Annotated in this window: 21 protein-coding genes and 2 pseudogenes; all 23 read right to left on the minus strand. The window is 45.2% G+C overall.

Translation table 11 applies throughout. The features are described 5' to 3' along the window. Positions 1-83: 83 nt before the first annotated feature. A complete protein-coding gene (locus tag IEW26_RS11535) occupies positions 84-650 on the minus strand; it encodes a GNAT family N-acetyltransferase (RefSeq protein WP_229729811.1) in 567 nt (188 codons plus the stop codon). A gap of 39 nt (positions 651-689) precedes the next feature. After that, positions 690-1139: a hypothetical protein gene (locus tag IEW26_RS11540; RefSeq protein WP_188592520.1), complete on the minus strand. Its 450-nt coding sequence runs from the start codon at positions 1137-1139 to the stop codon at positions 690-692. After that, positions 1140-1805: a zinc dependent phospholipase C family protein gene (locus tag IEW26_RS11545; RefSeq protein WP_188592521.1), complete on the minus strand. Its 666-nt coding sequence runs from the start codon at positions 1803-1805 to the stop codon at positions 1140-1142. Positions 1806-1858: 53 nt separating this feature from the next. Further along, positions 1859-2647 (minus strand): hypothetical protein, encoded by a 789-nt coding sequence (locus tag IEW26_RS11550; protein ID WP_188592522.1) that lies wholly within the window; start codon positions 2645-2647, stop codon positions 1859-1861. A 117-nt stretch (positions 2648-2764) separates the two neighbouring features. Next, a complete protein-coding gene (locus tag IEW26_RS11555; protein WP_188592523.1) occupies positions 2765-2944 on the minus strand; it encodes a hypothetical protein in 180 nt (59 codons plus the stop codon). A gap of 117 nt (positions 2945-3061) precedes the next feature. After that, positions 3062-3514 (minus strand): NUDIX hydrolase, encoded by a 453-nt coding sequence (locus tag IEW26_RS11560; protein WP_111272434.1) that lies wholly within the window; start codon positions 3512-3514, stop codon positions 3062-3064. 22 nt (positions 3515-3536) lie between these two features. Next, on the minus strand, positions 3537-4388 hold the full coding sequence (locus IEW26_RS11565; protein ID WP_188592524.1) for a GNAT family N-acetyltransferase: 852 nt from the start codon (positions 4386-4388) through the stop codon (positions 3537-3539). Continuing rightward, the gene (locus IEW26_RS11570) at positions 4385-5185 is read right to left on the minus strand and encodes an inositol monophosphatase family protein (RefSeq protein WP_188592525.1); all 801 of its coding nucleotides are present in this window, start codon (positions 5183-5185) and stop codon (positions 4385-4387) included. The genes IEW26_RS11565 and IEW26_RS11570 overlap by 4 nt, the downstream gene beginning before the upstream one ends. Before the next feature lie 26 nt (positions 5186-5211). After that, complete coding sequence (locus IEW26_RS30580) at positions 5212-5334, minus strand: hypothetical protein (protein WP_268237043.1); 123 nt, start codon at positions 5332-5334, stop codon at positions 5212-5214. 84 nt (positions 5335-5418) lie between these two features. Continuing rightward, a pseudogene (locus IEW26_RS11575) lies at positions 5419-6312 on the minus strand (PhzF family phenazine biosynthesis protein). A gap of 18 nt (positions 6313-6330) precedes the next feature. Beyond that, positions 6331-6978 carry a Type 1 glutamine amidotransferase-like domain-containing protein gene (locus IEW26_RS11580; protein ID WP_188592526.1) on the minus strand — a complete coding sequence of 216 codons (648 nt, stop codon included), beginning with the start codon at positions 6976-6978 and terminating at the stop codon, positions 6331-6333. A 15-nt stretch (positions 6979-6993) separates the two neighbouring features. Continuing rightward, positions 6994-7329 (minus strand): annotated as a pseudogene (locus IEW26_RS30740) (DUF6979 family protein); the annotation flags it as partial. A gap of 114 nt (positions 7330-7443) precedes the next feature. After that, complete coding sequence (locus IEW26_RS11585; RefSeq protein ID WP_188592527.1) at positions 7444-8016, minus strand: histidine phosphatase family protein; 573 nt, start codon at positions 8014-8016, stop codon at positions 7444-7446. 12 nt (positions 8017-8028) lie between these two features. Continuing rightward, on the minus strand, positions 8029-8520 hold the full coding sequence (locus tag IEW26_RS11590) for an NUDIX hydrolase (protein ID WP_145403192.1): 492 nt from the start codon (positions 8518-8520) through the stop codon (positions 8029-8031). Between the two features lie 154 nt (positions 8521-8674). Then, positions 8675-8926, minus strand: a complete 252-nt coding sequence (locus tag IEW26_RS11595; RefSeq protein ID WP_188592528.1) for a DUF7660 family protein — start codon at positions 8924-8926, stop codon at positions 8675-8677. Positions 8927-8957: 31 nt separating this feature from the next. Further along, positions 8958-9476 carry a hypothetical protein gene (locus IEW26_RS11600; protein ID WP_188592529.1) on the minus strand — a complete coding sequence of 173 codons (519 nt, stop codon included), beginning with the start codon at positions 9474-9476 and terminating at the stop codon, positions 8958-8960. Positions 9477-9673: 197 nt separating this feature from the next. Then, the gene (locus tag IEW26_RS11605; RefSeq protein ID WP_188592530.1) at positions 9674-10024 is read right to left on the minus strand and encodes an immunity protein Imm33 domain-containing protein; all 351 of its coding nucleotides are present in this window, start codon (positions 10022-10024) and stop codon (positions 9674-9676) included. A 20-nt stretch (positions 10025-10044) separates the two neighbouring features. Continuing rightward, complete coding sequence (locus IEW26_RS11610) at positions 10045-10443, minus strand: hypothetical protein (RefSeq protein ID WP_188592531.1); 399 nt, start codon at positions 10441-10443, stop codon at positions 10045-10047. Between the two features lie 15 nt (positions 10444-10458). After that, the gene (locus IEW26_RS11615; protein ID WP_229729812.1) at positions 10459-10971 is read right to left on the minus strand and encodes a hypothetical protein; all 513 of its coding nucleotides are present in this window, start codon (positions 10969-10971) and stop codon (positions 10459-10461) included. 47 nt (positions 10972-11018) lie between these two features. Beyond that, on the minus strand, positions 11019-11522 hold the full coding sequence (locus tag IEW26_RS11620) for a DUF4188 domain-containing protein (RefSeq protein ID WP_188592533.1): 504 nt from the start codon (positions 11520-11522) through the stop codon (positions 11019-11021). Further along, positions 11506-12015: a GNAT family N-acetyltransferase gene (locus IEW26_RS11625; protein WP_188592534.1), complete on the minus strand. Its 510-nt coding sequence runs from the start codon at positions 12013-12015 to the stop codon at positions 11506-11508. Before IEW26_RS11625 ends, IEW26_RS11620 begins: the two co-directional genes overlap by 17 nt. Before the next feature lie 40 nt (positions 12016-12055). Further along, positions 12056-12682 (minus strand): hypothetical protein, encoded by a 627-nt coding sequence (locus IEW26_RS11630; protein ID WP_188592535.1) that lies wholly within the window; start codon positions 12680-12682, stop codon positions 12056-12058. Between the two features lie 36 nt (positions 12683-12718). Continuing rightward, positions 12719-13186: an NUDIX domain-containing protein gene (locus IEW26_RS11635; RefSeq protein WP_188592536.1), complete on the minus strand. Its 468-nt coding sequence runs from the start codon at positions 13184-13186 to the stop codon at positions 12719-12721. Between the last annotated feature and the right edge of the window lie 218 nt (positions 13187-13404).

A 13404-nucleotide genomic window follows, 5' to 3' on the forward strand; every position in this document is an offset into this window, starting at 1 on the left:
TCCTTTCTTATCCAGATGCGTTGCCATAACAATAAAAAAGATGACTCCTGTTCCCAGTGCAGGGGGTCATCTTTCGGAACGTTTTATTTCACAGTAAAATCCTGCACTTCACATAACCATACCATATGATCGGAGCCTTCACCCCAGTAATTGTTCACGACGACATACGGCTCTCCGAACTTCCGCCGCCACTTCTGCTGAGCAATTCGGTACCCACTGTCCAGACAAAATTGCGTAATCCCTCGCCGCTGAAGCTCGGTGACCAAAGCGGTAATTAATGCCGAAGCAATCCCTTGACCGTGCAGTTCAGGCAAAACGTACAGTGTGCCCAGCTCTCCAATCTGATCCAAACGATGATTGGTGCAGTCTCGAATCGCCTCACCGCAGGGTCCATAGGAGATCGTGCCCACCACCTTGCCCTCGATTCTTGCAACGAGAACCATTGGAGCATTTGCTGCTTCGGAATCAAAGTCATGCTGTAAAAAGGCTTGTACCCTGGATTTCTTATGTGTGATCTCATGCTGAATGTCCTCCAGAAGAGAGCCGAGTCCCTCCTGACTGAAGGCCGCCGGAATCGTTGTCTCGAATACCCGGTAAGCCCCTTCGACATCTGCTGTTGTCACTGGTGTAATGGTCACCAATTTCTCCACATCTCCATTCATTAGCTATGCCTGACCATCCGTCTGTCATTAATCTATACGCCGCTGAATGATTTGCCGTAGTCGATTCGCTTCCACAAGAGGAATAGTATAACCTATGGTGGTATCCTTCTGGTTTACAAGCAGTCCTTGCATCTTCGGGTCTGAGCCCAGTGACAGATCGTACACGGTTACTGAGCCATCTGCATTGGTCATACTCATCGTGTATTCAGCCGCATAATTCAGTATGCCCTGCATGCGCTCTGCCTTGAATATAGCCTCTGTCACAATCCGAATCTCATCTGAGCGGTCAAACGCCACATCCCGGCACGGTCTTGAATCCAGGTTTCGATTACAGGATAACGTGATTAACGACGGAATCCCTTCTTCCTGCTCCAGCCGCTGAGCCTCTTTCCCGTCCAAACGATTCGAATCGCTTGCGCCACACCCTGTCATGAATACTGCGAGGATGAGTACCATCAAGCTCCCGAAATGCCTCATTTAAACCGCCTCCCAGACAGTTAACAATTCGAATAAACGCGGCACTGTTGCAGCAGCAAAGGCTTGTACAATCTCTTCTGTCAAAAACAAGGGAATAATTCCCGGCTCCTGCCCATGAAAAAAAGAATACGTGTGATGCCTCCAGCGGCTGATCTCCTCTGCCGTTAAGCGGTCTCTCATGTCATAGCCAGAAGCAGCGTTCAGTATAGACCAAGTGTCTACACTCCAGCTTGCCGTTCGAAACAGGTGAAAGTCAACCTGGCCCGTCTCCTGATAATATAAACGGGATAGCTCTTCCTTGGTGCGTGTGGTACCCTCGCGTTTGTCGTATTCTCGCACTTGTTCCACGAATTCGGGGTGCACACTGCGGAACCAGTAATAATCGGTCATTACGTGCATGAAGTATCCCTTCACAAAGGACCTCCACCCTTCGTCCGTACGTTCACCAATATAACCATGGTATAACTTCTGAAGACGATCGGTATAATGGTTTTCTTTTTCAGGATCGAAATGGGTGTGCTGCTTGTCCTCCCTTGTCGTGCCTTCCCGCATGTGAATCGCATCCGGTGCAATATTGCCAAGATAGAATGCTCCCCGTTCCAGCGATTCAGGCAGAGCATCCGCAAGCTGTTGAGCTATCCTAAGATGTACCATAGGCAGTGGCATAGTCAGATCTCCTTTTTTTCAATCGAAGAAATGGGTTAAATATGCGTCTCTCACTAGCTAACGAAACCTGCCAATCTCTCCATCTGCATCCGGTCAAACAACTGCTCCAGGTCTGTATGATACGCTGGCTGCTCTTTGACTAACAAACGAATATATTCCGAGCCGCACTCGTAAAATACGAGACGGTTATATGGTGCTGTATCCCCGTAATGATTGGGTTTCAGGTTATATTTCGCCCGAATCAGATTCTCGACATACCGCGCGTAACCTTCATTCCACTCCAGCCAGCTCCAATATTCGGCCTGCTCTTCAGTAAGAGACTCGAACAGCGCTGTGCGCGCAGCCTGAATTAGCTGAAAATCCTCGCTTTTCAACGCTAACAGCAGCGAGTGAATCCGCTCAGCGATGGTCTCATCCTCATACGGGAATTCATAATCAATCTCCCAGGTTACACGCTTTAATTGATTCATTTTATGTTTAATTCGCAGACAGTCCACAATCCGCTCCTCATATTTCCCATACACAGAACAATGTACATATTCATGGAACAGAAAAACCTTCTGCTCCAGGTCTTTGAACGCCGAAGCTGTCACAATCGCACACATCCGGTTATTCAAATGATGCACAGGCATGGCGGCGAGACAATCATCAGGAATGTACAGATCATCCGGTACGGTCTTCGCCCATTCATATTGCCCGGTCTTGGAAGAATAATCATAGATATGTAACAACGCTTCGTCCGCTACAACAACAGGGTGATGCTCTGCAAAAAAAGGATGCAGGCTGACCAACTCTCTCTGAAGCTCGTTTAACTCATTAATCTGCTGCAAAAATGTATGCATGTCTAACCCTCTCTCTTTGCAAAATGATACCATTATCATACTAAATCAGCATCCGTAAATCACTGAGAGAAAAATGATAATGTTGTGCTAGACTTAAAGAGGAGAAGGAACAAGAGGTTAATAACGCCCTCCGCGTTTCTCATGTAAATAAATATCTAACGCCTGTATACCTCGTTTCGCCAGCTTGATAAACAAAAATAATGCATATACACCGAGTCCATAGACTAATAAATTCACCAGAACTGCAACAATCGAAAAGAGCGAAGTAAACCCAATCCCATAATCGATGCTTGACATATCATCTATCCCCCCCAGATTATTCTTACGTTACGTATAAAAATATAAAGTTCCTTGTCTCCGACTGTTTAATCTATTAACTCGATGTTCATCAGCCTGCTTACGTTTGTTAAATCACTAACCTTGAATATATCCCGCTTTGGTCAGCACATACCTTGTGAACGGATTAAGTTCAGGAATGGGCTGAGTCAAGTCAAAGTATCGAAGCTCCAACCCTTCATCGTCCATCACAGTGGGACTGCCTGTAATTCCGGCCGCTTCATAAATAGCCATCACATTATAAACCTCGTCTCCATGCGGATACCGATAATACATATCCTGACCCGAGAAAACGGTGATCAGTTTATAGGCCTCTGCCCGCAGTCCGGCCTCCTCATAGAGTTCACGTGCAGCAGCTTCTTCCAGCGATTCCCCCGGTTCAAGCGAACCGCCAATCGTGCCCCAATCCAGGCTGTCTGTTCGTCTTTGAAGCAGCAAGTGACCTTGCTCATTAAACACCAGCACACATGAACCTGCCATAATCAAGGGCCTTGTACCCACCAGTTTTCGCAATTCCAGGATGTACCCCATGTTGATCCTCCTGTAAATTCAATTAAAGAATAGTGTACCAATACACCAGGTAATCAAAATCCAGAGACAAACCTATGCTTTGTGCCAGACGGATCGAACCTGTGTTATCAGGCATGCAGTCCCAATATGGGCGAATACCCACGCGATGACATTGCTTCATGTACGCTTGCGCTGCGAGCGCTGCATAATTGCGTTGACGATGACCTTCCAGCGTCTCAATATCAATGGCATGTGTGCTCCCTTCAACAAAAGCAGAGAAGCATATGCTCACTATTTCATCTTCATGAACCACCACATAGCCTAAACCATGCTCTAAAAAAGCATCGGCCTTCCCCCAGAAATGCCTGATCTTATCTGTGACAAAAGAAAGATTGTTCAGAACACTCTGCTGCAGAAGAGTTTTATCTATGGGCAAAACCCGGGTTCCCTCCGCTGGAAGTATCGGCACTCCAGAAGGGGTATAGCACGTATCATTATCTGTTCTGTCATCCTTTACATGCATCATGAATACATGCTGTGTGTCATAGTTAAGCTCACTCGGACCAGCCATATGCTCAAGCACATTTCGCCAGCGATCATCAGCAACACCGATCTCTACCTCGGTCATCTGTAAGGCCATCAACTCGGGCAGGATATGGATCTGCATATATGTCCGCAATTCACTTCGAAAGGGTTTACTTTTTGCATCACCAACAAGCTGGTAACCGGATTGCCCATGAACCCATACGAGCGCTGCTTTGATGTTATCAGCATCATCCACATAGATTCGCCCCGGGTTCATGCCTGAGACAACCGCTTTAACCTCGATATTTCGATAGGCATCCGTTAAATGTTTTACTTGATAGAATTGAGACAAACCAAGCTCGGTAATCATCGGCTCAGCCCTTCTCGCACGACATTTAAGAAATACTCCCGATGGTCAGGATGACAGGCGATCAGATAAGGTTCCGTGCACATACCGCTAAATTCCTTACCTTCAAAGTCAATCACAATAGCACCTGCCTCCTTCACCATCAGTATGCCTGAATACAAATCGTCTCCTTCGGAGTTATAAAGTACGATACCATCGATGTCTCCCTTGGCAAGCATGCACCACTGCAATGTGGGAGCCCAGAGTCTCATTACTCTTTTAAAATGAACATCCAGATGCTGCCGCAAACGCACCGCGTTCTCTTCATTTTGGACTTGATGCCCTTGTATCCAGCCAATCGTGCCCTTTTGTATCTGCTTTTTGCTTTTCACATGCATTGGAATCAGATTACAGCTTGCTCCTTTTGCTTGAGAAGCTACGAAGAGACGGTCTACCATCGGTTCGTAAATTACACCCAGCACGGGTTCCGAACGATATATCAGTGTAATGGAAACTGAAAATACCGGAAAGCCAATTCCGTAATTATTGGTCCCGTCCAGCGGATCAATCATCCACAGCCAGTCACTTTTCTTCCCGTTATGACCTCTCTCTTCACTATGAATCTCATGATTCGGGAATACCTCCGAGATTGCTTCACATATAATTCGTTCTGCCTCATGGTCAACATCGGTAACCATATCACCATAAATATCTTTCTCAATTACGTTGGCAACTCGGTCAAAATTCATTTTGGCCACTTCCCCGGCTTGCCGTGCAGCCCTTTCCGCCAGCTCCTGCGCTGCCTGAAGAGTCTCTATCATCAGTACCACTCCGTTCGCATATGGATTTATCTTCTATCTTGTTCTACTTGAGGCAAGCCCCAGCCAAGCACACCCCGCATCCAAATATGATACGCTCTTCCTTTTTCAAGCTGTTTCTCCCATTTCATTCGCTTTGACTCTTTCATCATTGATTTCTCCTTAGTTTTGCATTAGCTTCATGACGCAGTAGTTGATCAGCTATTCTACGATAGGTCTCTCCTTCTGTCATCCCCTTAACTGTCTATTTCTACAGACATCTCCTGAACATACACAGCCGTTCCACGGATTCGAACATCCATTCCTTGTTGCTCTCTGCGAACACTTACCTGAACCTTGCCATCTCTACCCACCTCATGCCCCTGCTCCACTACAAAATCAGCTTCTTGAATCTCTCGATTCACATAAGTTAAATAGTAGGCTCCCATCACACCTGATGCAGTGCCTGTCACGGGATCTTCCGTTGTCCCCGAATACGGTGAAGAGAAATGTCTTGCATGCATCATGGCATCTGAATCACGCGTTTCCAGACAGAAGGGATGTAATGATGACTTGGGATTTTCCGCTAGAATACTAGGGAACTGAGAAGAATCCGGTTTCATTTTGGCAAAAGTACTCAAACGGCGAACAGGAATTAACAAGGTCCAGGTGCCTGTACTTCCATACACTACAGGCATGGTCAGATCCAAATCCTCCGATGTCAAATCTATAGCTTTAGCAAGCTTCTCCACATCACCTTGAAAGGGTATTTATTGCGGCTGATCCTGCTTCATCTCCATAAAGCATGCACTGCCATGCTGTTCAAACTGAACAGGAAGTATACCTACGTTAGTTTCAATCGTGATGGAGTCTTTCCCTTCCAATAGCCCCCTCATCTTCAGCCCATATAACGCCGCCATTGTCGCATGTCCGCACAGGTTAATCTCATGACCTGGTGTGAAATAACGTAACCGCACATCTGCCAAATTCGTCTTCAATACAAAAACCGTCTCATTAAAACTAACGGCATAAGCAATCTGCTGCATCGTGGCCTCACTCAGATGATCCGCCTCCAGAATAACCCCAGCCGGGTTGCCTTTGCCTGGAATGCTAGAAAAAGCTTCAATGTGGGATACTTGAATAGTTCGCATTCATTCATCATCTCCTCTTTATTGAGCCGGAACTGCACCGCCGAATAACTCCAATGATTCATTTTCTACAATGACAGCACCGCCATCCGGACAAGCGTAAACCTTTGTTTGATGTAATTGTATGTATTCGTGGAATGATTGAAGCATGACTTGCGAACCATCCCAGTGTGGTGCAAACTCGAAATTTACAAGCCCGAGAGCGCCTAAATCTGTTAAATCGATATAATTCTCATCTGCATCCTCACCGAATCCCGCCAAACGGATCGAAGGTGTCATCAGAATGCTGCCCGCGCTAACCCCGATTAGAATGCCACCGCTGTTCACATAGGAACGCAGCCGCTCAAGCATATTTCTTTTCTGTAGCAAACTTAGAAAATAAAACGTATTGCCACCCGACAAATGAATCGCATCACATCGGAAAAGAGAATTGATCCTGTCTTCCTCATACTCGGTATCCAGGTCATAATACTGCACATCTTTAATACCAAACTGACGATAATAGCGCCGTACATGTTCAAAATAGATTCGCTGCGGATCAGAGCTGGATGGAATATAACCGATAGAAGGCTGTTGCTTCTGCTGAAACAAGCTTTGAATCCGCTCGTTCAATTCTTCATTTGAATCAAAATACAGATCACTAAGCAAAACCAGTTTACGCTGTGTCATGAGAGAGACACCTCCTTATGTTTTCTGTCCATTGCCATTTTCGTTAAGCTCCTTTTGAAGGATTAGATCGTTTAACCAAAGTCCCTTGACGATATCGACCTGGTAATTCGATTTAATTTTTTTACCTTCGTTAACTTTTAACCATAGCATTTTGCTGTCTTCATGCACTTTACTAGAATTCTCTAGAAATAAATTTACTGTATTAACCGCATATTGTTTATTTAACGAATACTCCTTACGATTATATTTGCCTCTCTTCACTCCCCTGACATAACCATCTTCACATAGGCCTAGAAATGCTGCCCTTGGACACCCTTTCTTTTGTCCCCAACAGCCTTCTCCGAATAATTCTCCAGTGGCCTGATACTAAGCCTCAACAGGATTTAAAATTTCTTTACTATGTATGTAAGCAACCACGTTAATAGCTGCCTGAACATATTTACTTTGATACATATATACTCCCCCTTAAACATTACGAATGGTGCAGTATCCCGCTTCACCCAGAAAATCATTTCTCGTTAGTCCCTGCTCACCTAACAGCATTCTGTAATTCGTAATCGTGCCATCATGTGAAACCATAAATATATGTCCCTTTTGTTTGCGGCACCACGCCAGAAGTGACTCTGCCAGTAGTGTGAAACGCCGTGCATGCATCTGGTTTATGCTTTCTTCCCAGTCATTCACGCCAACATCAATGATCTGTCTATCTGGATATAACCTGCGAATCTCTGCCCTTGAATAGATCTGATCACAGCCTAGTGGAGTATAGCTCGAATCTTGAGGAAACATTCTAGGTCCAACCAATGGACTAATCATTACCCTGCCACGTGCGCTGGATGTTAATAGTTCCACTGTTTCAAGGGTTCGTTTCGCGGGGCTGACTACGATCGTATCGTCAGGCTTCACTTGTATAAGTTTACATAAAGCTGTAATTTGCTCTTTCCCCTGTGCGGTCAAACCCGGATGTAATCGATTAAGTTCACTCGGGTAATTCAGCAAATGTTCGGCGTGACCATGACGAATAAAAGTAATATCCATGGGCTAACCCCTCTATTTTTGAATGAAGTGTTTGATGCCGCTGGCATCACGTAGATGAGCGAGTTCTTTTCTCAGAAAAACAGGATAAATCTCCATCTGCTCCAGCTCCTCCATAGGGAACCAGCGAAATGTCAATTCGCCGTCGTTTTCCAAGCCATTGAATTCAGGTTCATCATAATAGGAATGCGCTTCTGGCAAAGAAATAACATAATAGAATCCGATCTCATGCATATGTATGTCATCGTATTCATAAAAATCTTCACAAATAAATGCGAGCCTCTGCACCTGCGTAGAAACACCCAATTCCTCTACCATCTCTCGCTTAATGGCTTCCTCGGTTGATTCGTTCAACTCTGCTTTGCCACCGGGCAAGTTCCAGAAATCATCCTGTTTCGCCTGATGCAGAAGAATCTTGTCCCCATTCATCACAATGCCAGCCACCCGAAAGTTAAATCGTTCTCGGCCTAGCATGTACGATATGTTTCTATTCACCGTATTCGTCATCTAGCCGCCCATCCCTCAGCAAATCCACTTTGAAATCCGTTCACAAACGATGGAAGAAACAGAATCAATAGTAGAAGGAGACTTAATTCTAAAAAATTCATCATTAACGCAGACCTCCGTTATGTATTCTTCTCAGCTGTTATCCCTTTACCAACTATTCATAAATTTTGCCCATATACATGATCTGAGCACATCGCCTCCACGGGTTATCCGGTTTCTCGTAGTGTATTAAGCCGTCAACAGACTCCCGTCCCCAATCTGCGGCAGCTTCCAAAAATGAATCAATTGAATCCTGCTGCCATTCATCCGCATGAGCCTGACGATCTTTACGGAGTACACTCAGAAATGCAATAAACGTCGCTTCATCCTGCACTTCATTTACTATTTCAAATAATGTCTTTTGCATCTCGGCTTTCTACCTTCTTTCGTATCCAGGCTTAGTCGATGTCTGCAATCTTCCATTGCGCTGCATCGCCGTCCGCTTTCTTTTTCCAAAACACCATCATTTGATTGTACTCCATCTCGTCTGCCTGCCGTAATTCGGTAACCTTCACCGTTGCCTGATAGATGTTCCTCTGTTCTGTAATCGTAATTTCACTCATTGAAAAAATGTTACGAATCTTATAGCCAGGCTTGCCTGTGAAGGGTGCTTCTGCAGTGAACAGACTCATATATCCCTCTTCATCTTGTTCATATAAATAACGCATACGCGCATTCATTAGTTTGACAATTGCCAGTTCATCGCCCGAATATTTGCTCTCGTCCACATATTGAGGCGGGATATCTTCATCTTGTACAGAATTGACCGCTCCTTCCCCCTGCTCAACGGATTCATGCTCTGAACTTGTTGATACAGCTGATTTCTGTGTATTCTCAGGTTCTGTTTTATTCTGACAGCCCCCAGCTATAAGCAAGATGATGCCAAGGGAAGATATGAAAGCCAACTTTCGAATCATTATACTTCACTCCCGGATTAATCAGGACAGTCTTTTCTATCCCTGTAAAATTTTATCTCGCGTACATCATAACCCATAATGTGGAATTTGCACACATATGAAATAAGTAAACGTTCATGTCGGCAGACACTTCCATAAAAAAACGCCGCTATGCATGGAACAGTCCATGCAATATGCAAGCGTGGTAATACGATGATTTATCTATTCAATAGCCCTTCATCAAACCATACATCCTCATAATCCTCAGCAATTAGAAACCTCCACCCCGGAGCAAGTCCGAGATATCGACTAATTTTCGAGTCCCATTCATCCATATGTGCAACATGCAGCGGTACAAAGAAGTCGTCTGCATCCGAATATTCCTCAGCCCAGATGTACCACCCGGTCGTATCGCCTTCGGGCTGGATACGCATTCCGTGAATCGGCTCACGTCTCTCCTTGACGTTCCAGGAAACCCCAACCTTCAGGTGCGGTTCACTTGGAACGTAGTTCGCATTATATTTTGCACATAGCTGTCTCTGGATCTGTTCAGCCATTTCCGACTTCATCGTACGCCCCCTTCCATGGATCAAACATTGTAATATGCTTTGTATCCTGCCAGCCATTGGTCTTTGGAAAAATCCACAAAGTCATATGGCTCACATTGTTTGAGATACAGCCATTCCTCGTGTGCATGATCACCTTGCTTATGTTCAAGATAAACGAGAGTCTCTTCCAAGCCAGCCCCACAAAGCAGCTGAACATCAATATAACTGCCCGTGTCCTGATTTTTTCGTTTGGCCCGCCAGATCAACTCCGTGTCCTCCACGTTTCCCACAGCAAACAGCATGATGCACAGCAGTTTCAGAACCTCGTTATCCTCACCTTCCGGTTCCTCTATCTCCTGACGCAGAAGCTGACGAATTCTTTCACAATGCTTCTGATCTGGCTCCACTCCATATATCTTCAACAGCTCGACTTCATTCATGCCTCTTCACCTTCATTATTTCAAATCTTCTTTGATTTCCAGAAACATCTCCTGATGCTGCCTGACCCAATCATTCATAGCAATGATGGCTTTCTGGGAAGCCTGCTGATATGAATTATATATTCTCTCTGTTTGCTGCCGTAGCTGCAAGTCGTGATCCAGATCCGTCGGCGATACATCCTGCCATGTTCGTCCAGATTTTTTGGCATCTGTAATCAGCACTTCAATATTATTCAATGCATCCACCATCTCGTGCAAATCAAAAAACTGCATACCTTTCCTGATCCCGCTCCAGCTGCGCAGTTCAATGATGTGATATGCCGAAAACCAATAAAATTCTGCCAGACTCTTCGTATGATTATGGTAGGCATAAAACAGATACAGGGCCTGCTGCCCCTCGTTCAGCTGCAGATATACCTCCCTTTTCGCCACCATATCCTGTCCGCGTACAGAGATCAGCATCGGCTTAACACACAACCAGCTTAATTCATGGGAATGCAAATCTTTCTGATTAATCTCAGCCTTCATCACATGCTCCCTTCGATTCACTGTTTATTTATAGCTATTCGTTAGCTTCATGGATTCTCTGGTGTCTCAACTGCCGGCTCGTTCTCTCCACCCATTCTGCGCCGTGATGTTGCCATGCCTCCGGTTGCGGGTACATGATTGGCCACTTTAGCCAGTCCAAACTTTGGCATGTTGGCATAGATGGTTTCATACGAACCGGATTGAGCTTTATACGTCTCGTGGTATATCCCCACAGAACCATCAGCGCCGATCGATGTATTGAATCGTTTCCATGCCTCCAAATGTAATCCGCCGCGTGCGTACTTTTCCAATTCATCATATGAACGCCAGTATTGCAGCAAGGTTACTCCACGCCAGTTCAGCATAAATTCCGTTCCCAAAAATCCGGTATCCGGGTTCTGATATAATTCTTTGATCATGGGCCCCATTGCGTTGAACACGGGCAGCCACTTATGAATGGCCCACAGCCGATTAATTCTCATACCGATGATAAAAACAACGAATTCCCCCTCAATCTGAGCGGAGTATCTTCCCTTATGTATTTCTGCCATCCTCTACCTCCTGTTTTAAATTGTAGTGCAACATATGCTGTATTCCCCGGCTTCCTAGCCTGGTTAACCCAAAATCGAGAAAACCGGATTTCAAATACAGCTGCCGCGCGGCCTTGTTTTCTTCATTCACAGCAAGAATAATCTCTTCGACTTCAGGGTGATACTCACGGACCCAGGCAGGCAGCTGTTTCATCGCTTCCAGTGCATATCCTTTTCCCTGGTGTTCCTCCGATATAGACAACGCACGAACAAGAATTTTGCGATCCCGCTCCGCTGGCTCCACGTATTCTGAACCTTTATGTAAAACAAAAAATCCAACAGGTACTTTCTGAACTAAAATGACAACCGGGTCTTTGTCCGGGTTAGCAGCCGCCTCTTCTATGACCTCTACAGGCATTGCCGTAAAGTGAATCTGTTCCTTTTTCAACGCAAAACGGGTTAAAGCCTCATCATACTGCTGTTCATAATGCACCAGTCTAATGCCATTCTCCATTCGCTGTATCCTCTCTTTCTACATTATGGTCTCATGACAATTACAGCTTTTCGTATACCTGCCATTCCTGAAATCTGGACTTCAAATCCGAAGCAGTTCTCTCGATAAACGCCGATACAGCATCCATTGTTAACAAATGCATGTCATCATCGGGCTCGTTCTTATCATTCGTGAAAAAATCAAGCTTTTCTCCCCTGTATTGATATATCTCCTGCTCCTTCAGACCACCAAAATCATAGGCTTTGGCTAAACTCAGTTGCTCCAGCCATGCCGAAACTCCAGCATATTCCCGCAAGATTCGGAATTCCAGCTTCTTCACGTCATGGGTGTAGATCTCTCTTCCATTCGGGTGAGCTTCATACGCAGGATAAATCTGATAAGTCCACTCACGATCGGTATAGATATGAGCGATATAACCACATATGTACTGCAAATATGAAGGCTCTTGCAGCATCCGAATTCTGTTCGTTTCGATAACATGCTGAAAATCCACATCGGTCGGAAATACATGTTCTTCAGCCATCAAGTGAGTTTTCGCCTTTTCACCGCGTACATTCGTCCTTACATGAATGGAGTCTGGAGCCAGACTCCCCAGCAATAGCGCTGGAGAGGTATGCTGAGATACGATTTCGGATGCAATTGCAAAATGGACCATGGGCCAAGGCAATGGAAGCCCTCCTTTTTTGTTGGATAAAAATATGTTTTAATTGCGCAGCAATGCGGTCTTACCCTGCATCAGGTCGATAAATACAGGCTGCTGGACCTGATTTATGACTGCAAGATCAATCTCCTCCAGACTGTGAAAAACAAGCTGCAGCGACTCTCGTTGTTCGTCTTCGAATAATAGCGTTCTATGATCCGCAGCCATCCGGCCTGTCAGATCAGTAGTGGTAACATGAAACAGAAACATGACAAAAACCACTTCATTTCCATCAGGGTATGTATATTCCATTCTTTCTCCCGTATATATCGCGGCCAATTCGTAAGCATTCACTTCCAGGCCCGTTTCCTCTCTCACTTCCCTGATCATCGTCTCTTCGATCTGCTCTCCGGCTTCCATACCGCCACCGGGCAGTCCCCAATCTCCGTAGTCAGACCTTCGTTGAAGCAAAATTCTACCTGCATGATCACGAATAATAGCCCCGCCGGTTACGATTATACGTCTGGTCAATGTTCTGTCCTTCTTTCATCGATGCTTTCATAGAGATTTTTTGCGTAGAAGTCTTGCATAGAAAACCATCTGGTTACTTCCCCCATCATAAGCTATTTATTGGAAAATGAACAAGCAAAAAAGCTCTGCTTTTCCTCCTGATCAGAAAAGAAACAGAGCCTGCTCATCTACTATCCTATATCGAAAAACAGATCATTCTCGCAACGTACTACTAATAC

It is taken from the genome of Paenibacillus silvae, assembly GCF_014639235.1.
In the GTDB taxonomy this organism is placed as follows: Bacteria; Bacillota; Bacilli; order Paenibacillales; family Paenibacillaceae; genus Paenibacillus; species Paenibacillus silvae.